The 22,438-nt window shown below is 73.2% G+C and carries 21 protein-coding genes; 14 read left to right on the top strand and 7 right to left on the bottom strand.

Going from position 1 to position 22,438, the window contains the following annotated elements; genetic code table 11:
- Window positions 1–85: 85 nt before the first annotated feature.
- Window positions 86–1,720 carry an aminotransferase class V-fold PLP-dependent enzyme gene (locus RB614_RS39595; RefSeq protein ID WP_308717863.1) on the bottom strand — a complete coding sequence of 545 codons (1,635 nt, stop codon included), beginning with the start codon at window positions 1,718–1,720 and terminating at the stop codon, window positions 86–88.
- 49 nt (window positions 1,721–1,769) lie between these two features.
- Here RB614_RS39595 and RB614_RS39600 point away from each other — a divergent pair, with 49 nt between their 5' ends.
- The 4 genes from RB614_RS39600 to rpmG all read left to right on the top strand — a co-directional run bounded on the left by RB614_RS39600 (window position 1,770) and on the right by rpmG (window position 4,567).
- Window positions 1,770–2,012: a hypothetical protein gene (locus RB614_RS39600; protein WP_308717864.1), complete on the top strand. Its 243-nt coding sequence runs from the start codon at window positions 1,770–1,772 to the stop codon at window positions 2,010–2,012.
- A gap of 452 nt (window positions 2,013–2,464) precedes the next feature.
- Window positions 2,465–2,671, top strand: coding sequence for a hypothetical protein (locus tag RB614_RS39605; protein ID WP_308717865.1), 207 nt, complete (start codon window positions 2,465–2,467; stop codon window positions 2,669–2,671).
- Window positions 2,668–4,188, top strand: a complete 1,521-nt coding sequence (locus RB614_RS39610; protein ID WP_308717866.1) for an amidase — start codon at window positions 2,668–2,670, stop codon at window positions 4,186–4,188. The genes RB614_RS39605 and RB614_RS39610 overlap by 4 nt, the downstream gene beginning before the upstream one ends.
- 211 nt (window positions 4,189–4,399) lie before the next feature.
- Entirely contained in the window at window positions 4,400–4,567 is a 168-nt protein-coding gene (gene rpmG / locus RB614_RS39615) for a 50S ribosomal protein L33 (protein ID WP_308717867.1), read from the top strand.
- A 137-nt stretch (window positions 4,568–4,704) separates the two neighbouring features.
- On the opposite strand, the gene RB614_RS39620 is transcribed toward rpmG, so the two are convergent.
- Together RB614_RS39620 and RB614_RS39625 are read right to left on the bottom strand one after the other, a co-directional pair.
- Complete coding sequence (locus tag RB614_RS39620; RefSeq protein WP_308717868.1) at window positions 4,705–4,989, bottom strand: hypothetical protein; 285 nt, start codon at window positions 4,987–4,989, stop codon at window positions 4,705–4,707.
- A 25-nt stretch (window positions 4,990–5,014) separates the two neighbouring features.
- On the bottom strand, window positions 5,015–6,193 hold the full coding sequence (locus RB614_RS39625) for an NAD(P)-dependent oxidoreductase (RefSeq protein ID WP_308717869.1): 1,179 nt from the start codon (window positions 6,191–6,193) through the stop codon (window positions 5,015–5,017).
- 61 nt (window positions 6,194–6,254) lie between these two features.
- Here RB614_RS39625 and RB614_RS39630 point away from each other — a divergent pair, with 61 nt between their 5' ends.
- The 6 genes from RB614_RS39630 to yicI all read left to right on the top strand — a co-directional run bounded on the left by RB614_RS39630 (window position 6,255) and on the right by yicI (window position 13,302).
- Window positions 6,255–6,623, top strand: a complete 369-nt coding sequence (locus RB614_RS39630; protein WP_308717870.1) for a winged helix-turn-helix transcriptional regulator — start codon at window positions 6,255–6,257, stop codon at window positions 6,621–6,623.
- Window positions 6,620–7,162 carry a GNAT family N-acetyltransferase gene (locus RB614_RS39635; protein ID WP_308717871.1) on the top strand — a complete coding sequence of 181 codons (543 nt, stop codon included), beginning with the start codon at window positions 6,620–6,622 and terminating at the stop codon, window positions 7,160–7,162. Before RB614_RS39630 ends, RB614_RS39635 begins: the two co-directional genes overlap by 4 nt.
- Window positions 7,163–7,651: 489 nt before the next feature.
- Window positions 7,652–9,286 (top strand): ABC transporter substrate-binding protein, encoded by a 1,635-nt coding sequence (locus RB614_RS39640; protein ID WP_308717872.1) that lies wholly within the window; start codon window positions 7,652–7,654, stop codon window positions 9,284–9,286.
- Entirely contained in the window at window positions 9,283–10,176 is an 894-nt protein-coding gene (locus RB614_RS39645; RefSeq protein ID WP_308717873.1) for a carbohydrate ABC transporter permease, read from the top strand. The genes RB614_RS39640 and RB614_RS39645 overlap by 4 nt, the downstream gene beginning before the upstream one ends.
- Complete coding sequence (locus tag RB614_RS39650) at window positions 10,173–10,994, top strand: carbohydrate ABC transporter permease (protein WP_308717874.1); 822 nt, start codon at window positions 10,173–10,175, stop codon at window positions 10,992–10,994. The genes RB614_RS39645 and RB614_RS39650 overlap by 4 nt, the downstream gene beginning before the upstream one ends.
- Window positions 10,995–11,070: 76 nt before the next feature.
- The gene (yicI, locus tag RB614_RS39655) at window positions 11,071–13,302 is read left to right on the top strand and encodes an alpha-xylosidase (RefSeq protein ID WP_308717875.1); all 2,232 of its coding nucleotides are present in this window, start codon (window positions 11,071–11,073) and stop codon (window positions 13,300–13,302) included.
- A gap of 76 nt (window positions 13,303–13,378) precedes the next feature.
- On the opposite strand, the gene RB614_RS39660 is transcribed toward yicI, so the two are convergent.
- A complete protein-coding gene (locus RB614_RS39660; RefSeq protein ID WP_308717876.1) occupies window positions 13,379–14,638 on the bottom strand; it encodes an exo-beta-N-acetylmuramidase NamZ family protein in 1,260 nt (419 codons plus the stop codon).
- 10 nt (window positions 14,639–14,648) lie between these two features.
- On the bottom strand, window positions 14,649–16,364 hold the full coding sequence (locus tag RB614_RS39665) for a glycoside hydrolase family 3 protein (protein WP_308717877.1): 1,716 nt from the start codon (window positions 16,362–16,364) through the stop codon (window positions 14,649–14,651).
- Window positions 16,365–16,451: 87 nt separating this feature from the next.
- Between RB614_RS39665 and RB614_RS39670 the strand changes: the two genes are divergently transcribed.
- Window positions 16,452–18,191 (top strand): serine hydrolase domain-containing protein, encoded by a 1,740-nt coding sequence (locus RB614_RS39670; protein WP_308717878.1) that lies wholly within the window; start codon window positions 16,452–16,454, stop codon window positions 18,189–18,191.
- 171 nt (window positions 18,192–18,362) lie between these two features.
- Complete coding sequence (locus RB614_RS39675) at window positions 18,363–18,944, top strand: hypothetical protein (RefSeq protein ID WP_308717879.1); 582 nt, start codon at window positions 18,363–18,365, stop codon at window positions 18,942–18,944.
- On the opposite strand, the gene RB614_RS39680 is transcribed toward RB614_RS39675, so the two are convergent.
- Window positions 18,928–19,695: an AbfB domain-containing protein gene (locus tag RB614_RS39680; RefSeq protein WP_308717880.1), complete on the bottom strand. Its 768-nt coding sequence runs from the start codon at window positions 19,693–19,695 to the stop codon at window positions 18,928–18,930. The two genes, RB614_RS39675 and RB614_RS39680, sit on opposite strands and share 17 nt — an antisense overlap.
- Window positions 19,696–19,891: 196 nt before the next feature.
- Here RB614_RS39680 and RB614_RS39685 point away from each other — a divergent pair, with 196 nt between their 5' ends.
- Complete coding sequence (locus RB614_RS39685; protein ID WP_308717881.1) at window positions 19,892–20,983, top strand: calcium:cation antiporter; 1,092 nt, start codon at window positions 19,892–19,894, stop codon at window positions 20,981–20,983.
- 121 nt (window positions 20,984–21,104) lie between these two features.
- On the opposite strand, the gene RB614_RS39690 is transcribed toward RB614_RS39685, so the two are convergent.
- Window positions 21,105–21,371: a DUF1275 family protein gene (locus RB614_RS39690; RefSeq protein WP_308717883.1), complete on the bottom strand. Its 267-nt coding sequence runs from the start codon at window positions 21,369–21,371 to the stop codon at window positions 21,105–21,107.
- Between the two features lie 53 nt (window positions 21,372–21,424).
- Between RB614_RS39690 and RB614_RS39695 the strand changes: the two genes are divergently transcribed.
- A partial coding sequence (locus tag RB614_RS39695; RefSeq protein ID WP_308717882.1) for a Dyp-type peroxidase occupies window positions 21,425–22,438 on the top strand: 1,014 nt, incomplete at its 3' end.

Consider the following 22,438-nt stretch of genomic DNA (forward strand, 5'->3'; position numbering starts at 1 on the left):
CGGCCGTTGTTTGCGGCCTTACGCCCGGCGCCGCATGGCGGCGCCTGGGCCCGGCGCAGCCCGGCAAGGAACTTTGATACAGGCCCTAGCCGGCGGGCCGGTCCGGTCCCCTGTGGTCGCCGCCGTCGTCCAGGCACCCGGGCGGCAGGTGGAACCAGCGCAGCGCCTCGAAGTCCGGCGCCAGCCCGGTCGGCCCCTCGTCGAGGGCGGCGGGGTGTCCGGCCAGCAGCCGCCGCGCCTGGTCCAGGTATCCGGCGAGCGCCTCCTCCCCCGCCTTGCGCGGGCGGGCCGGGCGCGCGATCGTGCCGTCCGCCGCGTACCCGAGGTCGCGCAGCCGCGGCGGCGGCCGCCGGGTGCCGGCGCGGTGCCGCCACAGCCCGGTCCGGGGGTCGAAGCGGTAGTCGCCGAGGAGCCGGTAGCCCTGGCGGGCGACGAGGCCGACCGCGTCCACGAGGTAGTCGGCGACGGTGTCGGAGATGAAGTAGTTGAAGTTGATCCGGGTCCAGCCCGGTTTGATCCCGTCGCAGCCCTGGCTGACCTCGTCCTGGAACCGGTGCGAGTGGACGGTGTCGATCGCGAGCAGGCGGTGCCCGTACGGCCCGGCGCAGGAGCAGCCGCCCCGGGCCTGGATGCCGAACAGGTCGTTGAGCAGCGCCACGACGAAGTTGTGGTGCAGGTAGCGGTCGCCGTGCCGGATCCGCAGGGAGACGATGGAGAGCCGCCGGGCTTCCGGGTTGCCCAGCAGTTCGATCTCCGGGTTGGCCGACCAGCGGCGCAGCGCCCTTTTCCACAGGCGCTCCTCGCTGGCCTGGATCGCGCCGGTGCCGACCGCTTCCTTGAGCGCGAAGACCAGGCCGGCCCGGATCGACTCGACGATCGCCGGGGTGCCGCCCTCCTCGCGGGCGACCGGGTCGTCCAGGTAGCGGTGCGAGGTCGGGTCGACGAACGCGACCGTGCCTCCGCCCGGGACGGTGGGGACCGCGTTGCGGACCAGGTCGCGGCGGACGACCAGCACGCCGGGGGTCTGCGGGCCGCCGACGAACTTGTGCGGCGACAGGAACACCGCGTCCTTGTGGTCGCCGGCGCCGGGTGCGGACTCGCCGACCCGGATCGGCACGTACGGCCCGGCCGCGGCGTAGTCCCAGAAGGAGAGCGCGCCGTGCGCGTGCAGCAGCGCGGCGACCCGGTCGGCGTCGGAGAGGATGCCGGTGACGTTGGAGGCGGCGGAGAAGCTGCCTATCTTGAGGGGCCGGTCAACATACTCGTCCAGCCGCGCGGCGAGCTCGTCCAGGTCGATGTGGCCGTCGCGGTCGGCGCCGATCGGCACCACGTCGGCGACGCTCTCCCGCCAGGGCAGCTCGTTGGAGTGGTGCTCGTACGGCCCGACGAAGACGACCGGCCGGCGGTCCGGACGCGGGTAGCCGGCGGGCAGGCGGAGCTCGAGGATCCCGACGAGCTTGTCGACCGCGCCGGTCGCCCCCGATCCACAGAAGATGACCAGGTCGTCGTCGGTGCCGCCGACCGCGTCGTGGATGATCTGGCGGGCCTCCTCGCGCAGCCGCCCGGTGGCCAGGCCGGTGCCGGAGCTCTCGGTGTGCGTGTTGGCGTAGCGCGGCAGCACGTGCGCGCGGATCGCGTCCTCAATGAAGTCGAGCGAGCGTCCGGAGGCGGTGTAGTCGGCGTACGTGATGCGGCGCGGCCCGTACGGCCCGTCGAGCACGGCGCCCTCGCCGATGATGCCGGCCCGGATCCGCTCCAGGAGCGCCGCTTTGGCTTTTCTCTGCGCGGCCTTGGTCGCGGCCGCTTTGGCTTTTCTCCGCCCTGCTCTGGTCTCGGCTGCTCCGGCCGCGGCTGCTTTGTTCGGTGCGGCCTTGCTCGGCGCGGTTGTGGTCGGCGCCGCCTTGCTCGGCGCGGTTGTGGTCGCCGTGGCATTGGCCGGCGCGGTTGTGGCCGGCGCGGCCTTGCTCGGCGCCGCCGCTCGCGCCGTCGCGATCACGCCGGTCATAAGTTGAGAGTGCGCTCAAGGTCGCGACCGCACCAGGGCCTTTCGGGTAACCGGGCCGCCCGTCGGGTGATCCGGGCCGCCCGAACCGGACACGACGGGCGGACGGGTACAGGCGTGTAAACACCCCGAGGCGAAGCTGTTTCGCCCGTTGATCTTCACGCGGATGGATCGCACGCTCGATCCACATCGACCCAGGCCAGTGCCCGGGTCTGTCTCCCCGATCCTCGCCTGTCGCCGCCGTCGCCGGCCGTCCGCCGGCCGTCGCGGTGGTCGCCGGGCCCGACGCGGCCCGGCTAGGCCTGGCCGGCCTGGCCCGGTCCGACACGGCTCGGCTCGGCTCGGCCGGCGACGGTCCGGCCTCGCCCGGGACGGCTCGGGACGGCCCGCTCGGCCGGCAACGGCCCGAAGCGGCGCGGCCTGGCGAAGGCACGGGAGGCAGACCCCGGGGAAGGGAGTGTCATGCCGCCCCCGTACACCGATGAGACCGCGCTGGAACTCGCCCGCCAGCTCGCGCCGCTGCTGGGCCTCTCCGACATCCACCTGCCGACCGCGATCGCCGCCGACGTCCTCAACGGGGCGGCCGAGTGCGACGCCCTCCTCGCCGGGATCCCGCAGGAGCGGACCCCGGCGCCGCTGACCCAGCTCGTACCGGAGTGGCTCCCGTGACCGCCACGGTCAGCCGGCGGACGCTCGTCGCGGGAGCGGCCGTCGCCGGGGCCGCCACCGCGCTCGCCGGATCACCGGCGCAGGCGTCACCTTTCGGCGGCCGGGTGCCCGACGTCCCCCTGTACGACCTGGAGGTGTGGCAGGCGGCGCAGCTGATCCGCACCCGCAAGCTCTCTCCCGTGCGCCTCGCCGAGGCCACGCTCGCCCGCATCGCGGCCGTCGACCCCAAAGTTGAGGCGTTCGTCAACTTGTACCCGGCCGCGGAGATCCTCGCCGCGGCGCGGGAGGCGGAGCGCGACGTCCGCCGCGGCCACTACCGCGGCCCGCTGCACGGCATCACCGTCGGCCTCAAGGACATCTACTTCACGAAGGGGAAGGTGACCGAGGGGAACTCGCGCCTCTACACCGGCTTCGTGCCGGACTTCGACGCGACCGCGGTGGCCCGGCTCAAGGCCGCCGGCGCGGTCATCCTCGGCAAGGTCGGCACCAGCGAGCTGGCCACGTCGACCGTGAGCGCGGCCAACAACCCCTGGGACCTGGCCCGCACCCCCGGCGGCTCCAGCTCCGGCTCCGCGGCGGGCGTCGGCGCCTCGGAGTTCATGATCGGCATGGGTACCTGCACCGGCGGCTCGATCCGCGGGCCGGCGGCCAACTGTGGACTGACCGGCTTCAAGCCGACGTACGGCACGATCAGCCTGCACGGCATCTTCCCGCTCGCCTGGTCGATGGACCACCCCGGCCCGCTCGTCCACAGCGCCCGCGACGCCGCGCTGCTGGTGGACGCGATCGGCGGCGAGGACCCGCTCGACCCGCTCACCCGCAAGGTCAAGCGGTACCGCCTCGCCGACGAGGTGGCCCGCAACGAGGGCCGCAAGCCGCTGCGCGGGATCGTGGTCGGCGTACCCGTGCCCGACGACTTCCTCAGCGGCGTGCCGAACGACGAGGAGGTCGCCGCGTTCGAGGAGGCGGTCGGCGTGATCCGGGCGCTCGGCGCCACCATCCGGCCGGTGCGCAGCCAGGTACGCCTGCCCGGGCTGACCAGCGTCAGCTCGTTCTACGACCCGATCCGCAGCGGCGAGGTGGCCGCCTTCCAGCACCGCAACCTCTTCACCCAGCCGCAGAACATGTCCCAGGACTACCGCAACAAAGTTGTCGCCGGTCTCATGTTGCCCGGCACCGCGTACCTGCAGGCCCAGCGGGTACGGCGGCTGTGGCGGGACGGCTTCCTGTCCATGTTCGACGACATCGACGTCGTCATCCACGCCGCGGACAACATCGCCGGTCTGAAGGCCGGTGGCAACCCGCCGCTGCCGCGCCCGTCGAGCGGCAGCAAGACGAACATCTGGAACCTCAGCGGCGCCCCCGCGGTCGCGATCCCGACCGGCTTCTCCCGCGCCGAACGGATGCCCCTGTCCATGCAGGTCGCCGCCAAGCCCGGTGACGACGGCGTGGCGCTGCGGGTCGCCGACGCCTTCCAGTCCGTGACCGCCCATCACAAGAAGCGGCCGCCCCTCTGACGCACGTCCCGCGCATCCTGACGGTGCGGTCAGGATGCGCGGGCTGCCGCTTTCGCGGCCCCGCCCTCACGGCGGGCGTTGCGTCCCGCGGCGCCGCTGCCGCCGCGTGCGGCGACAGCGGCGTTTCGGGCGGTTCGGGGAAGGGGCGCGGGCATGAACCACCCCTCCGCGTTGTTGAGAACGATTGTCAACAGCGAAGGAGGAGCGGACCATGGCTCGCCGCACCGACAACCGGCCGGTGATCTCCATCCGGAGCACCGCTGGCACCGGCTACACCTACGTGACCAGGAAGAACCGCCGAAACGACCCGGACCGCCTCGTGCTACGCAAGTACGACCCGGCCGTCCGGCGGCATGTCGAGTTTCGCGAGACGCGATAACACGTCACACCCCCGAGCCGCCCGTCGCGTCCCCGCGGCGGGCGGCTCGCTGTGATGGCGGGCATGGCTGCCCGCGCCCCCTCCCTGCCGGTGCACAGCAGCGGCTCCCGCGGGCCACCTGACCCGTGCCGACCGGATCAGTCCATGCCCACGGGTGTGTGCCAGCCACCCTCCGGCGGCTTGCGGACCAGCTTGAGCACGTCACGCCACCGGCCCGCGCGGGGCGGCGAGGCCGCGACGAGCCGGTCGACCCAGGCCCGGGCCACCCACTCGTCGCCGAACGCCGGCCAGGTCAGCTCGCGCCCACCCGGCCCGCCGTCGCGGGCGCGCACGAGCCACCGGCCGTCCTCCTGGTGCAGCCAGATGTCGCGCCGATCGGACCCGCGGGAGACCCCGTTCCACCAGCGGCCGGCCAGTTCCATGCCGCCACGCTATCGAACGCGTGTTCTATTCCGCAAGCACCGGCACGACCAGTGCCCGCGCCCTGTGGACGGTCGGCTCGGCGAGCTCGGCGGCGACGGCGGCGGCGTAGGTCGCGTGGGACAGCGACGCGGTGGCCTGGCTCAGCGTCACCGGCTCGCTCACCAGCGCGTACCGCCGTTCGGCCGCCCCACTCGCCGCCGACGCGGCCCGCCCGCTTCGGTCCGCGGCAGCACTCGCCCCGCCGTCGGCTGTGGACTCGTCGGCTGTGGATACGGGCGGCTCGGGCAGGCCGAAACCTGAGGGCGGTACCAGGATCGCCCAGTCCGGTCCGGCCGCGCCCGCGCCGGCTGGCGCCTCCGCCCCCGGTGAGCGCGCCACCGCCGGCCGACCGGGTGCCGCACCCTGGCGGGCGAGCGCCGCGGCTTCACCCGACGGCGCCCCTGCCGGCGCGGCGAGCGCCTCGGCCTGCCGGGCGTGGGCCTCCGCCTCCCCGGAAGGCACCTCCGGCCGCAGCGCGACGGCCGCAGCGAGCCGGGCGTGGCCCTCCGCCTCCCCGGAGGGCGCCTCCGGCCGGGTGTGGGCCTCCGACTCTCCGGAAGGCACCTCCGGCCGCGCGGCGATTGCCCCGGCCTGCCGGGCGTAGGCCCCCGAAGGCACCTCCGGCCGCGCGGCGATTGCCCCGGCCTGCCGGGCGTAGGCCCCCGAAGGCACCGCCGGCCGCGGGGCGAGTGCCTCGGCCTGCCGGGCGTGGGCCTCCGCGAACGGGCGCAGGAACGGCGGGAACAGCGCCGGGTCGTCCATGACCAGTCCGCCGGAGTCCAGGCGCAGGGTCGCCGCCAGGCCGACCGCGACCAGGCGCCGGCGCGGTGCCCGCCAGTGCTCGACCAGCCCGCCGACAATCTTGAGGTAGTAGTCAGGATCGAACCCCTCGAACGACTCCGGCGGTCCGGTGAACGGGGTGACCGCCAGCACCGCCGCCTCCACGGTGGCCAGCAGCGGCGCCAGCCGTTCCGGATGCTGCGCGTCACCGCGGGCGATGCTCAGCCGTGGATGGTGCGGCAGGTCGTGGCGGCCGGGTTCGCGGAGCACGGCGGTGACGTCCCAGGCGTCGCGCAGGAGGGCGGCCGTGACGGCGCGACCCACCCGCCCGCCGGCACCGATGACGGCGACGCGGCGGGGCGTACCGGAAGGGGTGGCTGGCATGGGCGCGAGGCTAGATCCCGGGCCCCCGGTCACCGCAACGTAACCGGGTAGCGTGGAGCCGGTGAACGCGACCGGGACCAGTGCACCGCTGCCGCCGTTCGACCCGATCTGTCCCAGCAGCGTCGTACCGGTCCAGATCGGCGGCAAGTGGACCGCGATGATCGTGCTCTGCCTGGAGGCGGGACCGCGCCGCTTCGGGGAGCTCCGCCGGCATCTACGGCCGATCAGCGCCAAGGTCCTCGCCGAGACCCTCGACGCGATGGAGCGCGACGGCCTGACCCACCGCCGGCCTGTGGACGACGGTGTCGAGTACCACCTCACGCCGCTCGGCCGTACGCTCCTCGGCCTCATCGAGCACGTCCGTACGTGGGCGCGGGCCAACCTCGACGAGCTCTCGCGCGCCCGCGCCCGTGGCACCATGGCCGGGTGACGCTCGTGGAGATCTCGTTCGAACCGCCGGGGGCGGCCGCCGACGCCGGGTTCCTGGCGCAGGCCACCGACCTCGTCAACCGGGTGTACGCCGATGCGGAGAAGGGCATCTGGCACGAGGGCGCCGAGCGCACCAGCCCGGAGGAGCTGGCTGGCATCGTGCGCGCCGGCGAGCTCGCCACGGCCCGCCTCGGCGGCCAGCTGGTCGGCGCGGTACGGGTGCGGCGGCTGGCGAGCGGCGAGGGCGAGTTCGGCATGCTCGTGGCCAGCCCGGATCACCGCGGGACCGGGCTGGGGCGGCGGCTGGTCGAGTTCGCCGAGGGCTGGGCGCTGGACCGTGGGCTGGCGACGATGCAGCTCGAGCTGCTCGTGCCGCGGGAGTGGACCCATCCGGTCAAGCAGTTCCTGCACGAGTGGTACACCCGGATCGGCTACCGGCCGGTCCGCGGCGGGAGCCTCGCCGACGACTACCCGGCGCTGGCGCCGCTGCTGGCCACGCCCTGCGACTTCGTCATCTACCACAAGCCACTGTCGCGTTAGGACCCGGCAGCGAACGGGCACCTTTGCGCGCGGTCCACATCGGACCGCTCTGCGGTCGAGGGGCGGTCGTAGGGAAGCTCGCCCCGACCGCGGTGGCCCAGGGCTAGGTCCCGGCGCTCGATGGTGGCGCGCGGCATCCCCACCCCGCCGCCCGGGGGCCGGGCGGCGGCGCGGAACGCACAGGCCGACGCCCGGGACCGCACCACGAAGCCGTCGATAGTTTAGCTACCATACGAACTATCGTGACGGGCAGGGTTGCCGAAACCGTTACGAAATCATCGGTTGACCCCGTTGACACGGCACCCGGCGGTCGAGTTAGCTTGCGAACGGACAGTCGAAGCGCTTCGACTCCGTCGTTCGACACGTCGCCCCACCGGGGCGCGGGCCCGTTGACGCCGGGCCGGCGAGCCGCACCCCGCGCCCACCCCCTGTCTCGCTACGCGGACCGCCAGGCCGGCCCGCTCACCGCCCACCCACGAGGAGGCAGCCGTGAGACTTCTTGACCTACCCCTCAACTTCCGCCGCCGGCACGCACCCGCGGCCACCGCGAACAACACCGCACCACGACGCGCACCCGCCGGCACCGCGAACGAAACCGGACCGCACCACGCACCCGCGGCCACCGCGAACAACACCCCGCCACGACGCGCACCCGCCGGCACCGCGAACGAAACCGCATCGCGCACACCGGCAGGCTCCGTCGCGGCGCAGACCGCAGTACCGCAGCGCACACGCACGGCCACGACGAGCAGGGCCGCATCGCGACGCGCGCGCACGGCCACCGCGAGCAACACCGCACCGCGACGCGCACGCGCGGACAAGGCCGGATCGCGCGCACGCGCGGGCGCCGTCGCCGCCCTCGCCGCTCTGTCGCTGGTCCTGGCCGGATGCGGCGCCGACTCCGACGACGGCGCCGGCGGCGGTGACGGCAAGACCCTCAGGCTGTGGCACTACGAGTCCGCGACCAGCGCCATGGGCATCGCCTGGACGGAGGCGATCAAGCAGTTCGAGGCGTCCCACCCGGGTGTCAAGGTGCAGTTCGAGCCGAAGGGTTTCGAGCAGATCCGGCAGAGCGCCAACATGATCCTCAACTCGGACGAGGCGCCCGACCTCATGGAGTACAACAAGGGGAACGCGAGCGCCGGCCTGCTGTCGAAGCAGGGGCTGCTCACCGACCTCACCGAGGAGGCGGGCAAGCGGGGCTGGGACAAGATCGGCCCGAGCCTGCAGACGACCTCGAAGTACGACGCCGAGGGCATCATGGGCGGCGGCAAGTGGTACGGCGTCCCCAACTACGCCGAGTATGTGATGGTCTACTACAACAAGGACCTCTTCGCGAAGCACAACGTGCGGGTGCCCACGACGCTCGCCGAGTTCGAGGCCGCGATGGACACGTTCGTGAAGGCCGGCGTGACCCCGCTGTCCGTGGGCGGCGCGGAGTACCCGGCGCAGCAGATCCTCTACGAGCTCGCCCTCGCCAAGGCCAATCGCTCCTTTGTGGACAACTTCCAGCTGTACAAGGGAAAGGTGGACTTCAAAGGCCCGGAGCTCACGTATGCGGCCACGACGTTCGCCGACTGGGTGAAGAAGGGCTACATCGACAAGAACTCCGCCGGTATCAAGGCCGAGGGCATGGGCGTCGCGTTCACCCAGGGCAAGTTTCCGATGGTCGTCTCCGGCAGCTGGTGGTACGGGCGCTTCGTCTCCGAGGCGAAGTTCGAGTGGAGCACGTTCCTCTTCCCCGGCAACACGCTGCACCCCGGGTCCGGCGGCAACATCTGGGTCGTCCCCAAGAACGCGAAGAACGCCAGCCTCGCGTACGACTTCATCGACATCACCATGAAGCCGGAGATCCAGAACCTGCTCGGCAACTCCGGCGGCGTACCGGTGCTGGCCGACCCGGGCGCGATCACCGACCCGAAGAGCAAGGAGCTCATCGACAACTTCGACAAGGTGACCTCGACGGACGGGCTGGCGTTCTACCCCGACTGGCCGGCGCCCGGCTACTACGACGTGCTCGTGGCCGGCGTACAGCATCTCATCAACGGGACGAAAAGCCCGGAGGCGGTCCTCGACGAGATCGCCAAGCCGTACGACGACAACCTCGCCAGCCTCGGCAAATGAGGTCCAACCGGGGGTACGCCGCCTTCCTGGTCCCCGGCGCGCTCCTCTCGCTGGTGGTCATCGTGGTGCCACTCGTCATGAACGTGGGCATCAGCTTCACCCGGTGGCAGGGGGTAGGTACCCCCGAGTGGATCGGCCTGGACAACTACACGCGGTTGCTGGAGGACGACAACTTCTGGGCGTCCTTCCGCAACATCATCTTCCTGATCGTCGCGATGGCGGTCGTGCCCACGCTGATCGGCCTGGTCCTCGCGGCCGTGCTCTTCGACTACGTGGCCAAGGCGATCGGCCCGCGCACCGCCAGCGCGCTCCGCTCCGGCTTCTACCTTCCACAGGTGCTTCCCGTCGCGGTGACGGGAATCGTGTGGGGCTGGATCCTCAACCCCAGCTTCGGCGCGCTCAACGCGATCCTCACCAACGCGCATCTTGACGGCCTCGCCAAGAACTGGCTGGGCGACCCGGCGTACGCGCTGTACAGCGTCATGGTCGTCATGGTCTGGTTCCAGGTCGGCTACCCGGTCGTGATGTTCATGTCCGGCTTGCGGCGGGTCGACCCGGAGCTCTACGAGGCGGCCGCGATCGACGGCGCCGGCTGGTGGCGGCGCTTCACCCGGATCGCCGTCCACCACATCAAACCCGAGATCTACGTGGTGCTCGTGACGACCACCATCGCCGCGTTGAAGATCTTCGGGCAGATCTTCGTGCTCACCCGCGGCGGTCCGGGCAACGCCACGCTCGTGCCGTCGTACTTCGCGTACCAGAACTTCTTCGAGAAGGCCCAGGCCGGGTACGGCTCGGCGATCGCCACCGTGCTCGCGCTCATCATCGTGGTGCTGTCGGTGGTCTTCCTGCGCATCCAGGCCCGCGACGAGAAGAGGGCCGAGACGTGATCCGGGCGCTGCGGCCGGCGGTGCTGGCCACGCTGACCGTGCTGGTGCTGCTGGTACTGTCGCCCTTCGCGCTGGTCGCGGTCAACGCCGTCAAGAGCCCCGACGAGTACGGCACGGACGGGCCGCTCTCCCTCCCGAACGGCTTGTACCTCAAGGGGATCGCCGATTTCTGGATCCGGGTCGACTTCGGCGAGAAGCTCGTCAACAGCTTCGTCATCGCCTTCGCGGTCGCGGTGCTGGCGGTCGCCGTCTCGGTGCTCAACGCGTACGCGCTGGGCATCGGGCGGGTCCGCGGCCGCTCCGCCTTCCTGGTCTTCTTCCTGCTGGCCAACCTCCTGCCCCAGGAGGCGCTGGTCTACCCGCTCTACTACATGTCCAAAGAGGTCGGTCTCTACAACACGCGGCTCGCCGTCGTCATCGTCTTCACGGCGATCCAGAGCGCGTTCGGCACCTACCTGCTCACCTCCGTCTTCACCACGTTTCCCCGGGAGATGCTGGAGGCGGCCGCCATCGACGGCGCCGGCAAGCTACGGACACTGTGGAGGGTGGTGGTGCCGATCAGCCGGCCGAGTCTGTCGGTGCTGTTCACCTTCTTCTTCATCTGGACCTGGAACGAGTTCTTCCTCCCCCTGGTCTTCCTCATCTCCAACGACAAGCAGACCGTGCCGGTGGCGCTCGGCGTCCTGCAGGGCGACCGGATGATGGACGCCACCACGACGAGCGCGTCTGCGCTGCTCGGCATCCTGCCGGCGATCCTGTTCTTCCTCGTCTTCCAGCGGACCCTGTCCCGGGGCGTCATGTCCGGGGCGATCAAGTAGTGCGAGTGAGCATCGCGGGGAGCGGCAGCGACCGGGGAGCGCAGCGAGCACGAAGCAACCTGATTGTGAGGCAGCGTTGAAGTTCTCCGACGGCTACTGGCACATGCGCGAGGGCGTCCACCCCCTGTACCCGGCGCAGGTGCACGACCACACGGCCGACCGCGACTGGCTCACCGTGTACGCGCCGACGAAGCGCCTGGAGCACCGTGGCGACACGCTCAACCGTCCACTGGTGACGGTGCGGGCGGAGTCGCCGATGCCGGACGTGGTCGGCCTCACCGTGTCGCACTTCTCCGGTGGGGTGTCCCGCGGTCCGCGGTTCGCGCTGTCGTCGGTGGCCGGGGCGGCTTCCGTCCAGGACCTGAGCCTGACGTCGGGGTCGCTGTCGGTCCGGTTCCAGCGCGACCCGTGGCGGGTGGAGTTCGTGGCCGGCGGCCGGGTGCTGACCGCCAGCGGGTACAAGGCGATGGCGCTCGTCGAGGACGCCGGGCGGCACTACGTGCGGGAGCAGCTGACGCTCGGCGTCGGGACGTACGTGTACGGGCTCGGCGAGCGCTTCGGCGCGTTCGTGAAGAACGGGCAGACCGTCGACATCTGGAACGCGGACGGCGGCACCAGCAGCGAGCAGGCGTACAAGAACGTGCCGTTCTTCCTGACCAACGCGGGCTACGGCGTCTTCGTCGACCACCCCGGCCACGTCTCGTACGAGGTGGGGTCGGAGACGGTTTCCCGGGTGCAGTTCAGTGTGGAGGGTCAGTCGCTGCGGTACTTCGTGATCTACGGGCCGACGCCGAAGGAGATCCTGCGCAAGTACACGGCGCTCACCGGCCGCCCCGCGCTGCCGCCGCCGTGGTCGTTCGGGCTGTGGTTGACGACGTCGTTCACCACCTCGTACGACGAGGCGACCGTGACGTCCTTCGTGGACGGCATGTCGGCCCGCGACCTGCCGCTGTCGGTGTTCCACTTCGACACGTTCTGGATGCGCGAGTTCCACTGGTGCGACTTCGAGTGGGACCCGCGCACGTTCCCGGACCCGCGCGGCATGCTCAAGCGGCTGCGTGAACGCGGGCTGCGGATCAGCCTCTGGATCAACCCGTACATCGCCCAGCGGTCGGCGCTGTTCGCCGAGGGCGCGGCGGCCGGCTTCCTGGTGCGCACGCCGGACGGCGGGGTGTGGCAGACCGACATGTGGCAGGCCGGGATGGGGCTCGTCGACTTCACCAACCCGGCCGCCCGCCGGTGGTACGCGGACAAGCTCCGCGCCCAGCTCGACCTCGGCGTCGACTGCTTCAAGTCCGACTTCGGCGAGCGCGTCCCCACCGACGTGGTGTGGCACGACGGCTCGGACCCGGAACGGATGCACAACTACTACACACACCTGTACAACGAGACGGTCTTCGACCTGCTGCGCGAGCACCGCGGCGAGGGCGAGGCGGTGCTGTTCGCCCGGTCGGCGACCGCCGGCGGGCAGAAGTTCCCGGTGCACTGGGGCGGCGACAGCGAGTCCACACTGGAGTCGATGGCCGAGAGCCTGCGCGGCGGGCTGTCGCTGGCGATGTCCGGCTTCGGCTTCTGGAGCCACGACATCGGCGGCTTCGAGGGGCGGCCCGACCCGGCCGTCTTCAAGCGGTGGATCCCGTTCGGGCTGCTGTCGTCGCACAGCCGGCTGCACGGCAACCAGAGCTACCGGGTGCCGTGGCTCTTCGACGACGAGGCGGTCGACGTGCTGCGCGCCTTCACCCGCCTCAAGTACCGGCTGATGCCCTACCTCTACGCCGCCGCGGTCACCGCCCACCGCGAGGGCGTGCCGGTGATGCGCCCGATGGTCGCCGAGTTTCCGGACGACCCGGCCTGCACCCACCTGGACCGCCAGTACATGCTCGGCGACAGCCTGATGGTGGCCCCGGTCTTCACGGCGTCCGGCGAGACGGCGTACTACGTGCCCGCCGGCCGGTGGACGCACCTGCTGACCGGCGAGGTGGTGGAGGGGCCGCGCTGGGTACGCGAGGTCTGCGGCTTCGACCAGGTGCCGGTGTACGTGCGGCCGGGTACGGCGCTGGCCTGGGGCGCCCGCGACGACCGCCCGGACTACGACTACGCCGACGGGGTGACGCTGCGACTGTTCGAGGTGGACGGTGAGACGGCGGTCCGGATCCCCGGCCCGGACGGTGAGACGGTGGCGACGTTCACGGTGAGCCCGGCCGGTGTGCGCCGTAGCGGGCCGGCCGCCCCGTGGCGCGTCGAGGTGGCCGGGCGGTCGCCGGTCGAGATGGCGGCCGGCACGCGGGAGTGGACACTCACGACCTGACCACCACGTGCGGCCGGGACAGCCGGCGACGCGCGGGAGAGAGCCGGCAACGAGCGAAGCGAGCCGGACGATCGGCTCAGCGGGGATAGAGCAGGTACGGGCGGCGGCGGGCGGCGAAGGCGGCCAGTTCGGCACGCCACGCCGCGGTCGCCTCGTCGGCGGTGGCGCCGGCGTCGAGCATCGTGCGGAGCCGGGGCGAGCCGGTCAGCTTGTCGATCCAATATGGACGCTGCGGGTCCCAGGAGTCGGCGCGCCAGGCGAACGACGGGTACCTTCGGGCCTCGGCGAGCATCGCGACGCCGGTGCGCACCGGGTCGTACGCGTAGCGGTCGGTGACCTTGACCTCGACGCCGGCGCAGAGCACCCCGGTGAACTTGTTGAACGTCGGCGTGAAGTACGCCTCGCGGAACTCCACGCCGGGCAGGTCGAGCGCGGCCAGCCGGTCACCCCAGTGATGGTCCATCTCGGGGCCGCCGACCAGCTCGAACGGGCGGGTGGTGCCGCGGCCCTCCGATATGGACGCCACACCTTCGAACATCCCGGTGCCCGGGTACACCAGTGCGGTGTCCGGGGTGGGCATGTTGGGGCTGGGGAGCACCCACGGCAGCTCGGTGTCGGCGGCCATGAGGCGGCCGTGCCAGCCGCGGCAGGCGATCACGTCCAGGTCGACCGGCGCGCCGGCCTCGCCGGGCAGGAACTCTCCATTGTAGAAGCGGGCCAGCTCCCCCACCGTCATGCCGTGCTGCTGGACGATCTCCTTCTTGCCGACGCCGGAGGTGAACCCGGCGGTCATCATCGGCCCGTAGGCGGTGCCGCCGATGGGGTTCGGCCGGTCGAGCACCACGAACCGGAGGCCGGCGCGGGCCGCGGCGGCCATGGCGTCGTAGAGCGTCCAGATGTAGGTGTAGAAGCGGGCGCCGGCGTCCTGGATGTCGAAGACCACCGTCTCCACCCCGGCGGCGGCGTAGAGCCGCTCCCAGGTGGCCTGGCTCGCGCCGTACGCGTCGTACACGGTGAGGCCGGTGCGGGCGTCGACGCCGGTGCCCTCGCTGCCGCCGGCCTGGGCCGACCCGCGAAAGCCGTGCTCCGGCCCGAACACACCGCCGATGTCCACCCGCCCGCTGCCGTGCATGAGGTCGACCAGGTGCCGGTAGCGCCGGTCGACGCCGGTGGGGTTGGAGATCACGCCGACCCGCTGCCCGCAGAGCGCGGCCCAGCGGCTCTCCACGAGCCGGTCGAGCCCGGTGCGGACCCGGCCGCCCGCCGCCGCGGGTGAGGCGACCGCGAGCGAGCCGGCGAGGGCACCGGCGCCGGCGAGGAGGTGACGACGTCGCATGTGGACGCTCCTACCAGGACAGTCCGTGGCCGTACGGATAGGCGGGCGGGACGGCGACCGGGAGCCGGCCGCGCGGCGGCACCTCGCCGGTGATCACCTTGGCCAGGGCGACCATGGCGGCCGGCACCGCGCTGAACGTGGCGAGCTGGGCCGGCACCTCGGTCAGCTGGGCCAGCTCGTACGGGTCGCGCACGGCCACCACGACGACCGGCGTGCCGGTGGCCGCGAGCGCGCGGACCAGCCGCAGCTGGGGGCCGGCCGGGTCGGTGAGCGCGTTGCTCGTCTGCACGACGACCAGGTCGTGGCTCGCGGCGGCGGTCACCGCCTGGGCGGTCACCGCGTCGCTCGGCTGCTGCCCGGTCGGCAGCGCGGTCGCCGACGCGCCGCGCGCGGTGAGGGTTGCGGCCAGCCCGGCGGGGTCGCCGGCACCGGTCGAGAGCACCCGCCGGCTCCGCACCGCCGCGGGCAGCAGGCCGCCGTCGTTGCGGACGGCGGTGACGGTGCGGTCGGTCACGGACTGGAGGATCCGCCGGTGCTCCGCCCGGCCGACCGTGCGCGCGGCCGCGGCCGGGTCGACCGGCCCGGCGGTGAGGATGCCGCGCTCGTGCTTGAGGGTCAGGATCCGCCGCACCGAGCGGTCGATCCGCGCCCGGCTCAGCTCGCCGCCGCGGACCGCGCCGAGCACCGCCTGGTACGCCAGGTCCAGGTCCGGCGGCATGAGCAGCAGGTCGGCGCCGGCCTTGAGGGCGAGCACGGGCACCCGGTCGTCGCCGTACTTCTGCCGCACCCCCTCCATCGTCAGCGCGTCGGTGACCACCACGCCGTCGAAGCCGAGCCGCTCGCGCAGCAGGCCGGTGAGGATCGGCGCGGAGAGGGTGGCCGGGTCGCCGGCGGGGTCGAGCGCCGGTACCACGATGTGCGCGGTCATGACGGTGTCGACGCCGGCGGCGATCGCGGCCCGGAAAGGCGGCGCGTCCAGCCGTTCCCACTCGGCCCGGGTGTGGTTGATGACCGGCAGGCCGGTGTGGCTGTCGGTGTCGGTGTCGCCGTGCCCGGGGAAGTGCTTGGCCGCGGCGGAGGTGCCGGCGCCGTGCTGGAGGCCGGCCACCTGGGCGGCGGTCATCGCCGCCGCGAGCGTGGGATCGCCGCCGAACGAGCGGACGCCGATCACCGGGTTGGCCGGGTTGACGTTGACGTCGGCGACCGGTGCGAAGTCCTGGTTGACGCCGACCGCGCGCAGCTCGCGGCCGGTCACCTGGGCGGCCCGGTAGGCGTCCGGGAGGCTGCGCCCGGCGCCGAGCGCCATCGCGCCCGGGAAGCGGGTGGCCGGGGCCGGCATGCGCACGACCACGCCCTGCTCCTGGTCGGTCGAGATGAGCAGCGGCACCCGGGACGCGGCCTGCAGCCCGTTGGAGAGGGTGGCGATCTGGGCCGGCGCGTCGAGGTTGTGCGACCAGGTGAAGTAGACGACACCGCCGAGGTGGTACCTGGCGACGAGCTGGGCGGGCGTGTCCACCCCGTACGCCGCCCGGTTGAGCGCGGCGTCGGCGGCGGCCGGTGCGGTGGCGTGGGCGCCGTACGCGTACGTGGCGAAGAGCTGGCCGACCTTTTCCTCCAGCGTCATCCGCGCCATGATCCGGCCGACCGGGTCGCGCCCGGCGGCCGCCGGCGCGCCCGGCAGGGCACCGAGCAGGACGGCGACGATAACGAGCCAGGCGCGTCGCATCCTCGTAACGTAGTCCCGCCCCTCGATGTCTGGCAAGAACCTCCCTGATACTTGAAGTGTACGAAAATTAGTTCCATCCTGGGTCGCATGTGGAAAGCGCTGGTGCTCGCCCCCACCGCCGCCCTGGTGATCGGCGCGCCGCCGACCGTGGTCCCCGGCGACGTCCGGTTCGCGCACGACACGCTGCGCCGGGGCACCCCGGCCCAGGTCGGCCTCGCCGCCGAGCCGATCGCGCGGATGGTGACGGACGCCGCGGCGTACCTGGTGCCCACGCCCGACCACCCCACCTGGCCCACGTACGCGGGCGCGGTCGTGCTCGCCGCCAAGGACGGCGTGATCGTGCAGCACGCGGCGGTCGGCGACGCCGTGCGGTACTCGGCGGTGGGCCCGGCACCCGGCCGCGCCGGCGAGGAGCTCCCGCCCGACCAGCGGATCCCCATGCGCCCGGACACCATCTTCGACCTCGCGTCGATCTCCAAGCTCTTCACCACCGTGGTGCTGCTGCGCCAGGTCGAGGCGGGCCGGGTCGACCTCGACGCGCCGGTCGCCCGCTACCTGCCGGAGTTCGCGGCCGGCGGCAAGGCCGGCGTGACCGTGCGCATGCTGCTGACCCACACCTCAGGACTGCCCGCGTTCCTTCCACTGTGGAGCGACCACCCGACGCCCGCGGCCCGCCTCGCCGCCGCCCTCGCCGCGCCCCTCGCCACCGGCGCCACGCCCGGCGGGCAGTACGTCTACTCCGACCTCGGCCTCATCGCGCTCGGCGCGCTCGTGCACCGGGTCACCGGCCAGCCGCTAGACGTGCTGGTGCGAACTCAGGTGACCGGCCCGCTGGGCATGCGCGACACCGGCTACAACCCGCCCGCCTCGGCGCGCGGCCGGATCGCCGCCACGGAGTACCAGCCGTACGCCGGCCGGGGCATGGTGTGGGGCGAGGTGCACGACGAGAACGCCTGGGCGCTCGGTGGCGTCGCCGGCCACGCCGGTGTCTTCTCCACCGCCGCCGACCTCGCGGTCTTCTGCCAGATGCTGCTCAACGGCGGCCAGTACAAGGGCCGGCGCGTCCTGCGCTCCGACACGGTGCGGGCGATGCTGGTCAACTACAACGCCGGCCTCGAGCAGTCCTATCCGGAGAGCGACCGCGGGCTCGGCCTGGAGCTCAACAAGCACTGGTACATGGGGCCGCTCGCGTCGCCGGTCTCCTTCGGCCACACCGGCTTCACCGGTACGTCCATTGTGGTCGACCCGCTCTCCCGCTCGTTCGTCGTCCTGCTCAGCAACCGGGTCCACCCGGACCGCGGCTGGGGCGGCAACAACCCGGCCCGCCGCGCCGTCGTCCGCGACTTCGGCGAGGCCATGCCGGTGCGGCCGCCGTCACGGTCCGCGTGGCGCGCTCTCCCGGGCGACGCGGCCACCGCGACGATGACCGCGCCGCTGCGCGCGGCGGCCAGGTCGGGCGTGCTCTCCTTCGACCTCTGGTACGACACGGAGCCGCGCTACGACACCGTACGGCTGGAGTCGACTGTGGACGGTACGGTGTGGACACCGCTGGGCGTGACGTTGCGCCGCGGCGGGCAGCGGTGGTCGGCCGAGGGCACCGTCACCGGCTACGGCGGCCGCGACTGGTGGCACGCCACGGCCGCCCTGCCCGACGGCACCACCGCGGTCCGCTGGGCGTACGCGACGGACGGGAGCGCGCAGGGGCGCGGCGTGTACGTGGACCGGGTCCTCGCCCTGGCCCGCGGCCGCGTGCTCTTCGCCGGCGAGGGAGCCGACGCCGGGCGGCTGGTCGCCGACCGCTGGGTCGAGACCGGACGCCACGGGTGAGCCGTCACGCCAGGTAGAGCTGGCGCAGCAGGGCGAACGCGGCCAGGACCGCCGGACGGACGCTCATCTCACGAAGAGTAGTCCCGGGTGAGACGCCGCGGATGCGCGGCTGATCTGATCCGTCCGGCCGGGCCCTCCGTACCAGTCCACGAAGCGACGTTGGGGGCGGCGATGGACCTGCGACCGGGAAAGCCTTGGCGGCCCGCGGCCGCCGCCGTGGTCCTGATGGTCGGGCTGCTGGTCGTGGCGCTCGTGAGCCTGCGCCCGTCGGCACCGCGCCCGGGTGCGGTGCCGCTGCCGCCGCCGGGTACGCCGCCGTTCCTGGCCGGGCCGGCGGCGCCGGACGCCGGCCCGGGCACGCCGGACGCACCGCTGGCGGCGACCCGGTCGCCGAGCCCGCGCCGCACGACCGCCGCCCCGCCGGAGGTGACCGGCCGCTACCGGGTCGTGGAGACCTACCGCGACTCGTTCATCGGCGAGGTGCGGGTCGCCAACGCGGCGAGCCGGTCGCGCCCGTGGAGCGTCCGGCTGCGCTTCTCCGCCACCGGCGACCTGCGCGCGTTCTGGGTCGAAGGGGCCCCGCGCCCCACCCTCCAGCGGTCCGGGGACGTCTTCACGTTCACCGGCGGGGCCCCGGTCGGCGCGGGGCGGGCGGCGCCGCTGCGCTTCCAGTTCGAGCGGGACGGGCCGGTGCCGGCGCCCACCACCTGCTCGGTCAACGGCACCGGCTGCGCGTTCACAGCGCGGACCTGACCGCGAACGTCATCGCCGCGCGCTCCCCCGACGCCGCGATGAACAGCCGGGACCGCTCGTGGTAGAGGTGGCGATCCGGATAGTTGTACGACCGCAGCGACACGTCCCGCCCGGCCAGCCCGGCTCGCGGGCAGAACGTCGCGTCCGCGGCGAACAGCGCGCTCGGGTCGCGGCGGTGCAGGTGGATGGCGAAGTCCTGGTGCCGCAGGTAGTAGCCGGGGTAGTTGACCGCCTCCAGGGAGACGCAGCGCGGGTCGGCCAGGCCGGCCCGCACCGTGAACGTCGAGTCGGCCCTGTCGAGCGCCGGGCTGCCCGCGCCGACCGGGTCGATCCGCCCCCGGAACTGCCGGTGCCGCACCCGGTACCCGGGATGGGTGACCGGCTCCAGCCCGATCCGCGTGCCCGGCGTGAGGCCGGGCGCGGGTGGGCTCGTGGACGGCGTGGCCCGGACCTTCTCCCCGGCCGGGCTGGTCGGCGCCGCGACGCCCCGCTCCGGGCCGGCGGGCGCCGGTGCCGACGTGGGCGGCGCGGCCGGCGGCGAGGTCCGGACCGGGCCGGGCGGCGGGATCGGCGGCCAGTAGCCGCGGTCGGCGGTCACCGGCGGCGTCCGTTCCAGCGCGCCCGCCGGCGCGCCGTCGCCGCGGCTGACCGCGCCGCCGAGCACGACCAGCCCGACCATCGCCAGCGCCGCCAGCGCGGCGCGGGCCCGCCAGGAGAGCGCGCGGGCATGCCGCCGCACCGCTGTCCTCATTGGAGTGATCTCCCGAACACCCGGCCTACTCTGTCATCACCGCCCGGCCGGGACCACCCCCGATTCGGCAAGCCCAGGTTGGGACCCTAACCGGGCTGGTAGCGTCGGTGAGCGTGCCAAAAGGCCAGGTCCGCGCCGGGTCGCGGCGGTCGACGGACCATCGGGTACGCCGCCGCCGCGAGCCGGACGCGGTCCAGTGAGCCGCCTCCTCGCCCCGCTGCGCCAGTGGACCGCGTCGGTGCCGCTGGCCGCGGCCCTGCTGCTGGCCGCGGTGTGGGGTCGCCACCCGGGCGTGTTCCTGGCGGTCGTCGTGGCCGTGGCCCTGGCCGGCGCGGTGCTCGCCGCCGTGCACCACGCCGAGGTCGTGGCGCACCGGGTGGGCGAGCCGTTCGGTTCGCTGGTGCTCGCGGTCGCCGTGACCGTCATCGAGGTCGGGCTGATCGTCACGCTGATGGCCTCCGGCGGGGCGGAGACCGCGTCGCTCGCCCGCGACACCGTCTTCGCCGCCGCGATGATCACGATGAACGGCATCCTCGGCCTCTGCCTCACCGTCGGCGCGGTCCGCTTCGGGCTGGCGGTCTTCAACGCGGAGGGGAGCGGCGCCGCGCTCGCCACCGTGGCCACGGTCGCCACGATGTGCCTGGTACTGCCGGCGTTCACGACGAGCCGCCCGGGCCCGGAGTTCTCCCCCGCCCAGCTCACCTTCGCCGCGGTGGTCTCCCTGCTGCTGTACGCCCTCTACGTCGTCACGCAGACCGTGCGGCACCGCGACTTCTTCCTCCCGGTGGAGGTCGACGGCGCCCCGCCGGACGCGCACGCCGCTCCGCCGTCCGGCCGCAAGGCGGTGGCGAGCCTCGGGCTGCTGCTCGTGGCGCTGGTCGGCGTGGTCGGGCTGGCGAAGGTGGAGTCCAAGTCGATCGAGGACGGGGTCGCCGCGATCGGGCTGCCGCACGCGTTCGTGGGCGTGGTGATCGCGATGCTGGTGCTGCTCCCGGAGACCATCGCCGCGGTACGGGCCGCGTGGCGCAACCAGATCCAGATCAGCCTCAACCTCGCGCTCGGTTCGGCGATGGCCAGCATCGGCCTGACCATCCCGACGATCGCGGTGGCGTCGATCTGGCTGGACGGCCCGCTGCTGCTCGGCCTCGGCGCCACCCAGATGGTGCTGCTGGCGCTGACCGTCGTCGTCGGCGCGCTCACCGTCGTGCCCGGGCGGGCGACCCGGCTCCAGGGCGGCGTGCACCTGATGCTGCTGGCCGCGTTCGTGTTTCTGGCCATCAACCCCTGAGCCCGCTCCGTTCCGTTCCAGCGGCGGGTTTCGTCCTTGGCGGGCGGGCGCGGTCAGCGCCGGTCCAGCGGCGCGCTGCGTCGTTCCGGCGGCTGGTTGTGTCTCTGGCTCGTGGGCGCGGTCAGCGCCAGGCGGCGGCCGGCGGCGAACGGGCGGCGGCGAACGCGGTGGCCGCGGAGCCCAGCAGCAGCGCGGCGGCCGCCCACAGCGGTGCCGGGTGCCCCACCCAGCGCAGCAGCGCGCCGCCGGCGCAGGCGCCCAGGACCATCGCCGCGACCGCCGCGCCCCGCCGCAGCCGCACGCCCCGGGTGGCCGGGCCGCCGGGGTCGCCGGCGAGGCCGGTGAGGCTGGTGGTCAGGACGTTCGTGCTCACGTCGGGGAGGCGCAGCCGGCCCGAGCATAAAGCTGTCCGGGGCGATCATCGGGCAGTACGGTGACGAGGTGACTCCGCAGGCGGTGCTGAGCCCGTTGACCCGGTCTGCCCTCTTTCTCGTCGTGACCATCGACCCGGGCGGTGAGGACGCCGTTCGCGACCTGCTGCCGGACCTGTCGGGGCTGCAGCGGGCGGTCGGCTTCCGGGCCCCGCGCCGCGAGCTGAGCTGCGTCACCGGCATCGGCTCCAGCGCCTGGGACCGGCTCTTCGGCGGGGCGCGACCGGCGCAGCTGCACCCGTTCCGGGAGCTGGCCGGCCCGGTGCACCACGCCGTCGCCACCCCCGGCGACCTGCTCTTCCACGTCCGCGCCCAGCGCCCCGACCTCTGCTTCGCCCTGGCCGGCGAGATCATGGAGCGGCTGCGCGGCGCCGTGACGGCGTGCGACGAGGTGCACGGCTTCAAGTACTTCGACGTGCGCGACCTGCTCGGCTTCGTCGACGGCACGGAAAACCCGGTCGGCGCGGAGGCGCGCGAGGCGGTGCTGATCGGCGCGGAGGACCCCGAGTTCGCCGGCGGCAGCTACGTGATCGTGCAGAAGTACCTGCACGACCTTGCCGCCTGGAACTCCCTGCCGGTCGAGGCGCAGGAGCTGGCCGTCGGCCGCCGCAAGCTGTCGGACGTCGAGCTGCCCGACGACCTCAAGCCGGCCAACTCGCACGTCGCGCTCACCAGCATCACCGACCCGGACGGCACCGAGCACCAGATCCTGCGCGACAACATGCCGTTCGGCGAGGTGGGGCGCGGCGAGTTCGGCACGTACTTCATCGGGTACGCGCGCACCCCGGCGGTCACCGAGCGGATGCTGGAACGCATGTTCCTCGGCGCGCCCGGCGCCGCGCACGACCGCATCCTGGACTTCTCTACGCCGGTCACGGGCACGCTGTTCTTCGTGCCGAGCGCCGATTTCCTGGACGACCCGCCCGGCCCGCCGGTGCTCACCGCCACGGTCGAGGCCCCGCCCTCGCCCGCTTTCGCCCCGTCGCTCGGCCGTGCCGGCGCGGCGCCGCTCGGCCGGGCCGGC

The organism is Phytohabitans maris (assembly GCF_031085175.1).
Taxonomy (GTDB): domain Bacteria; phylum Actinomycetota; class Actinomycetes; order Mycobacteriales; family Micromonosporaceae; genus Phytohabitans; species Phytohabitans maris.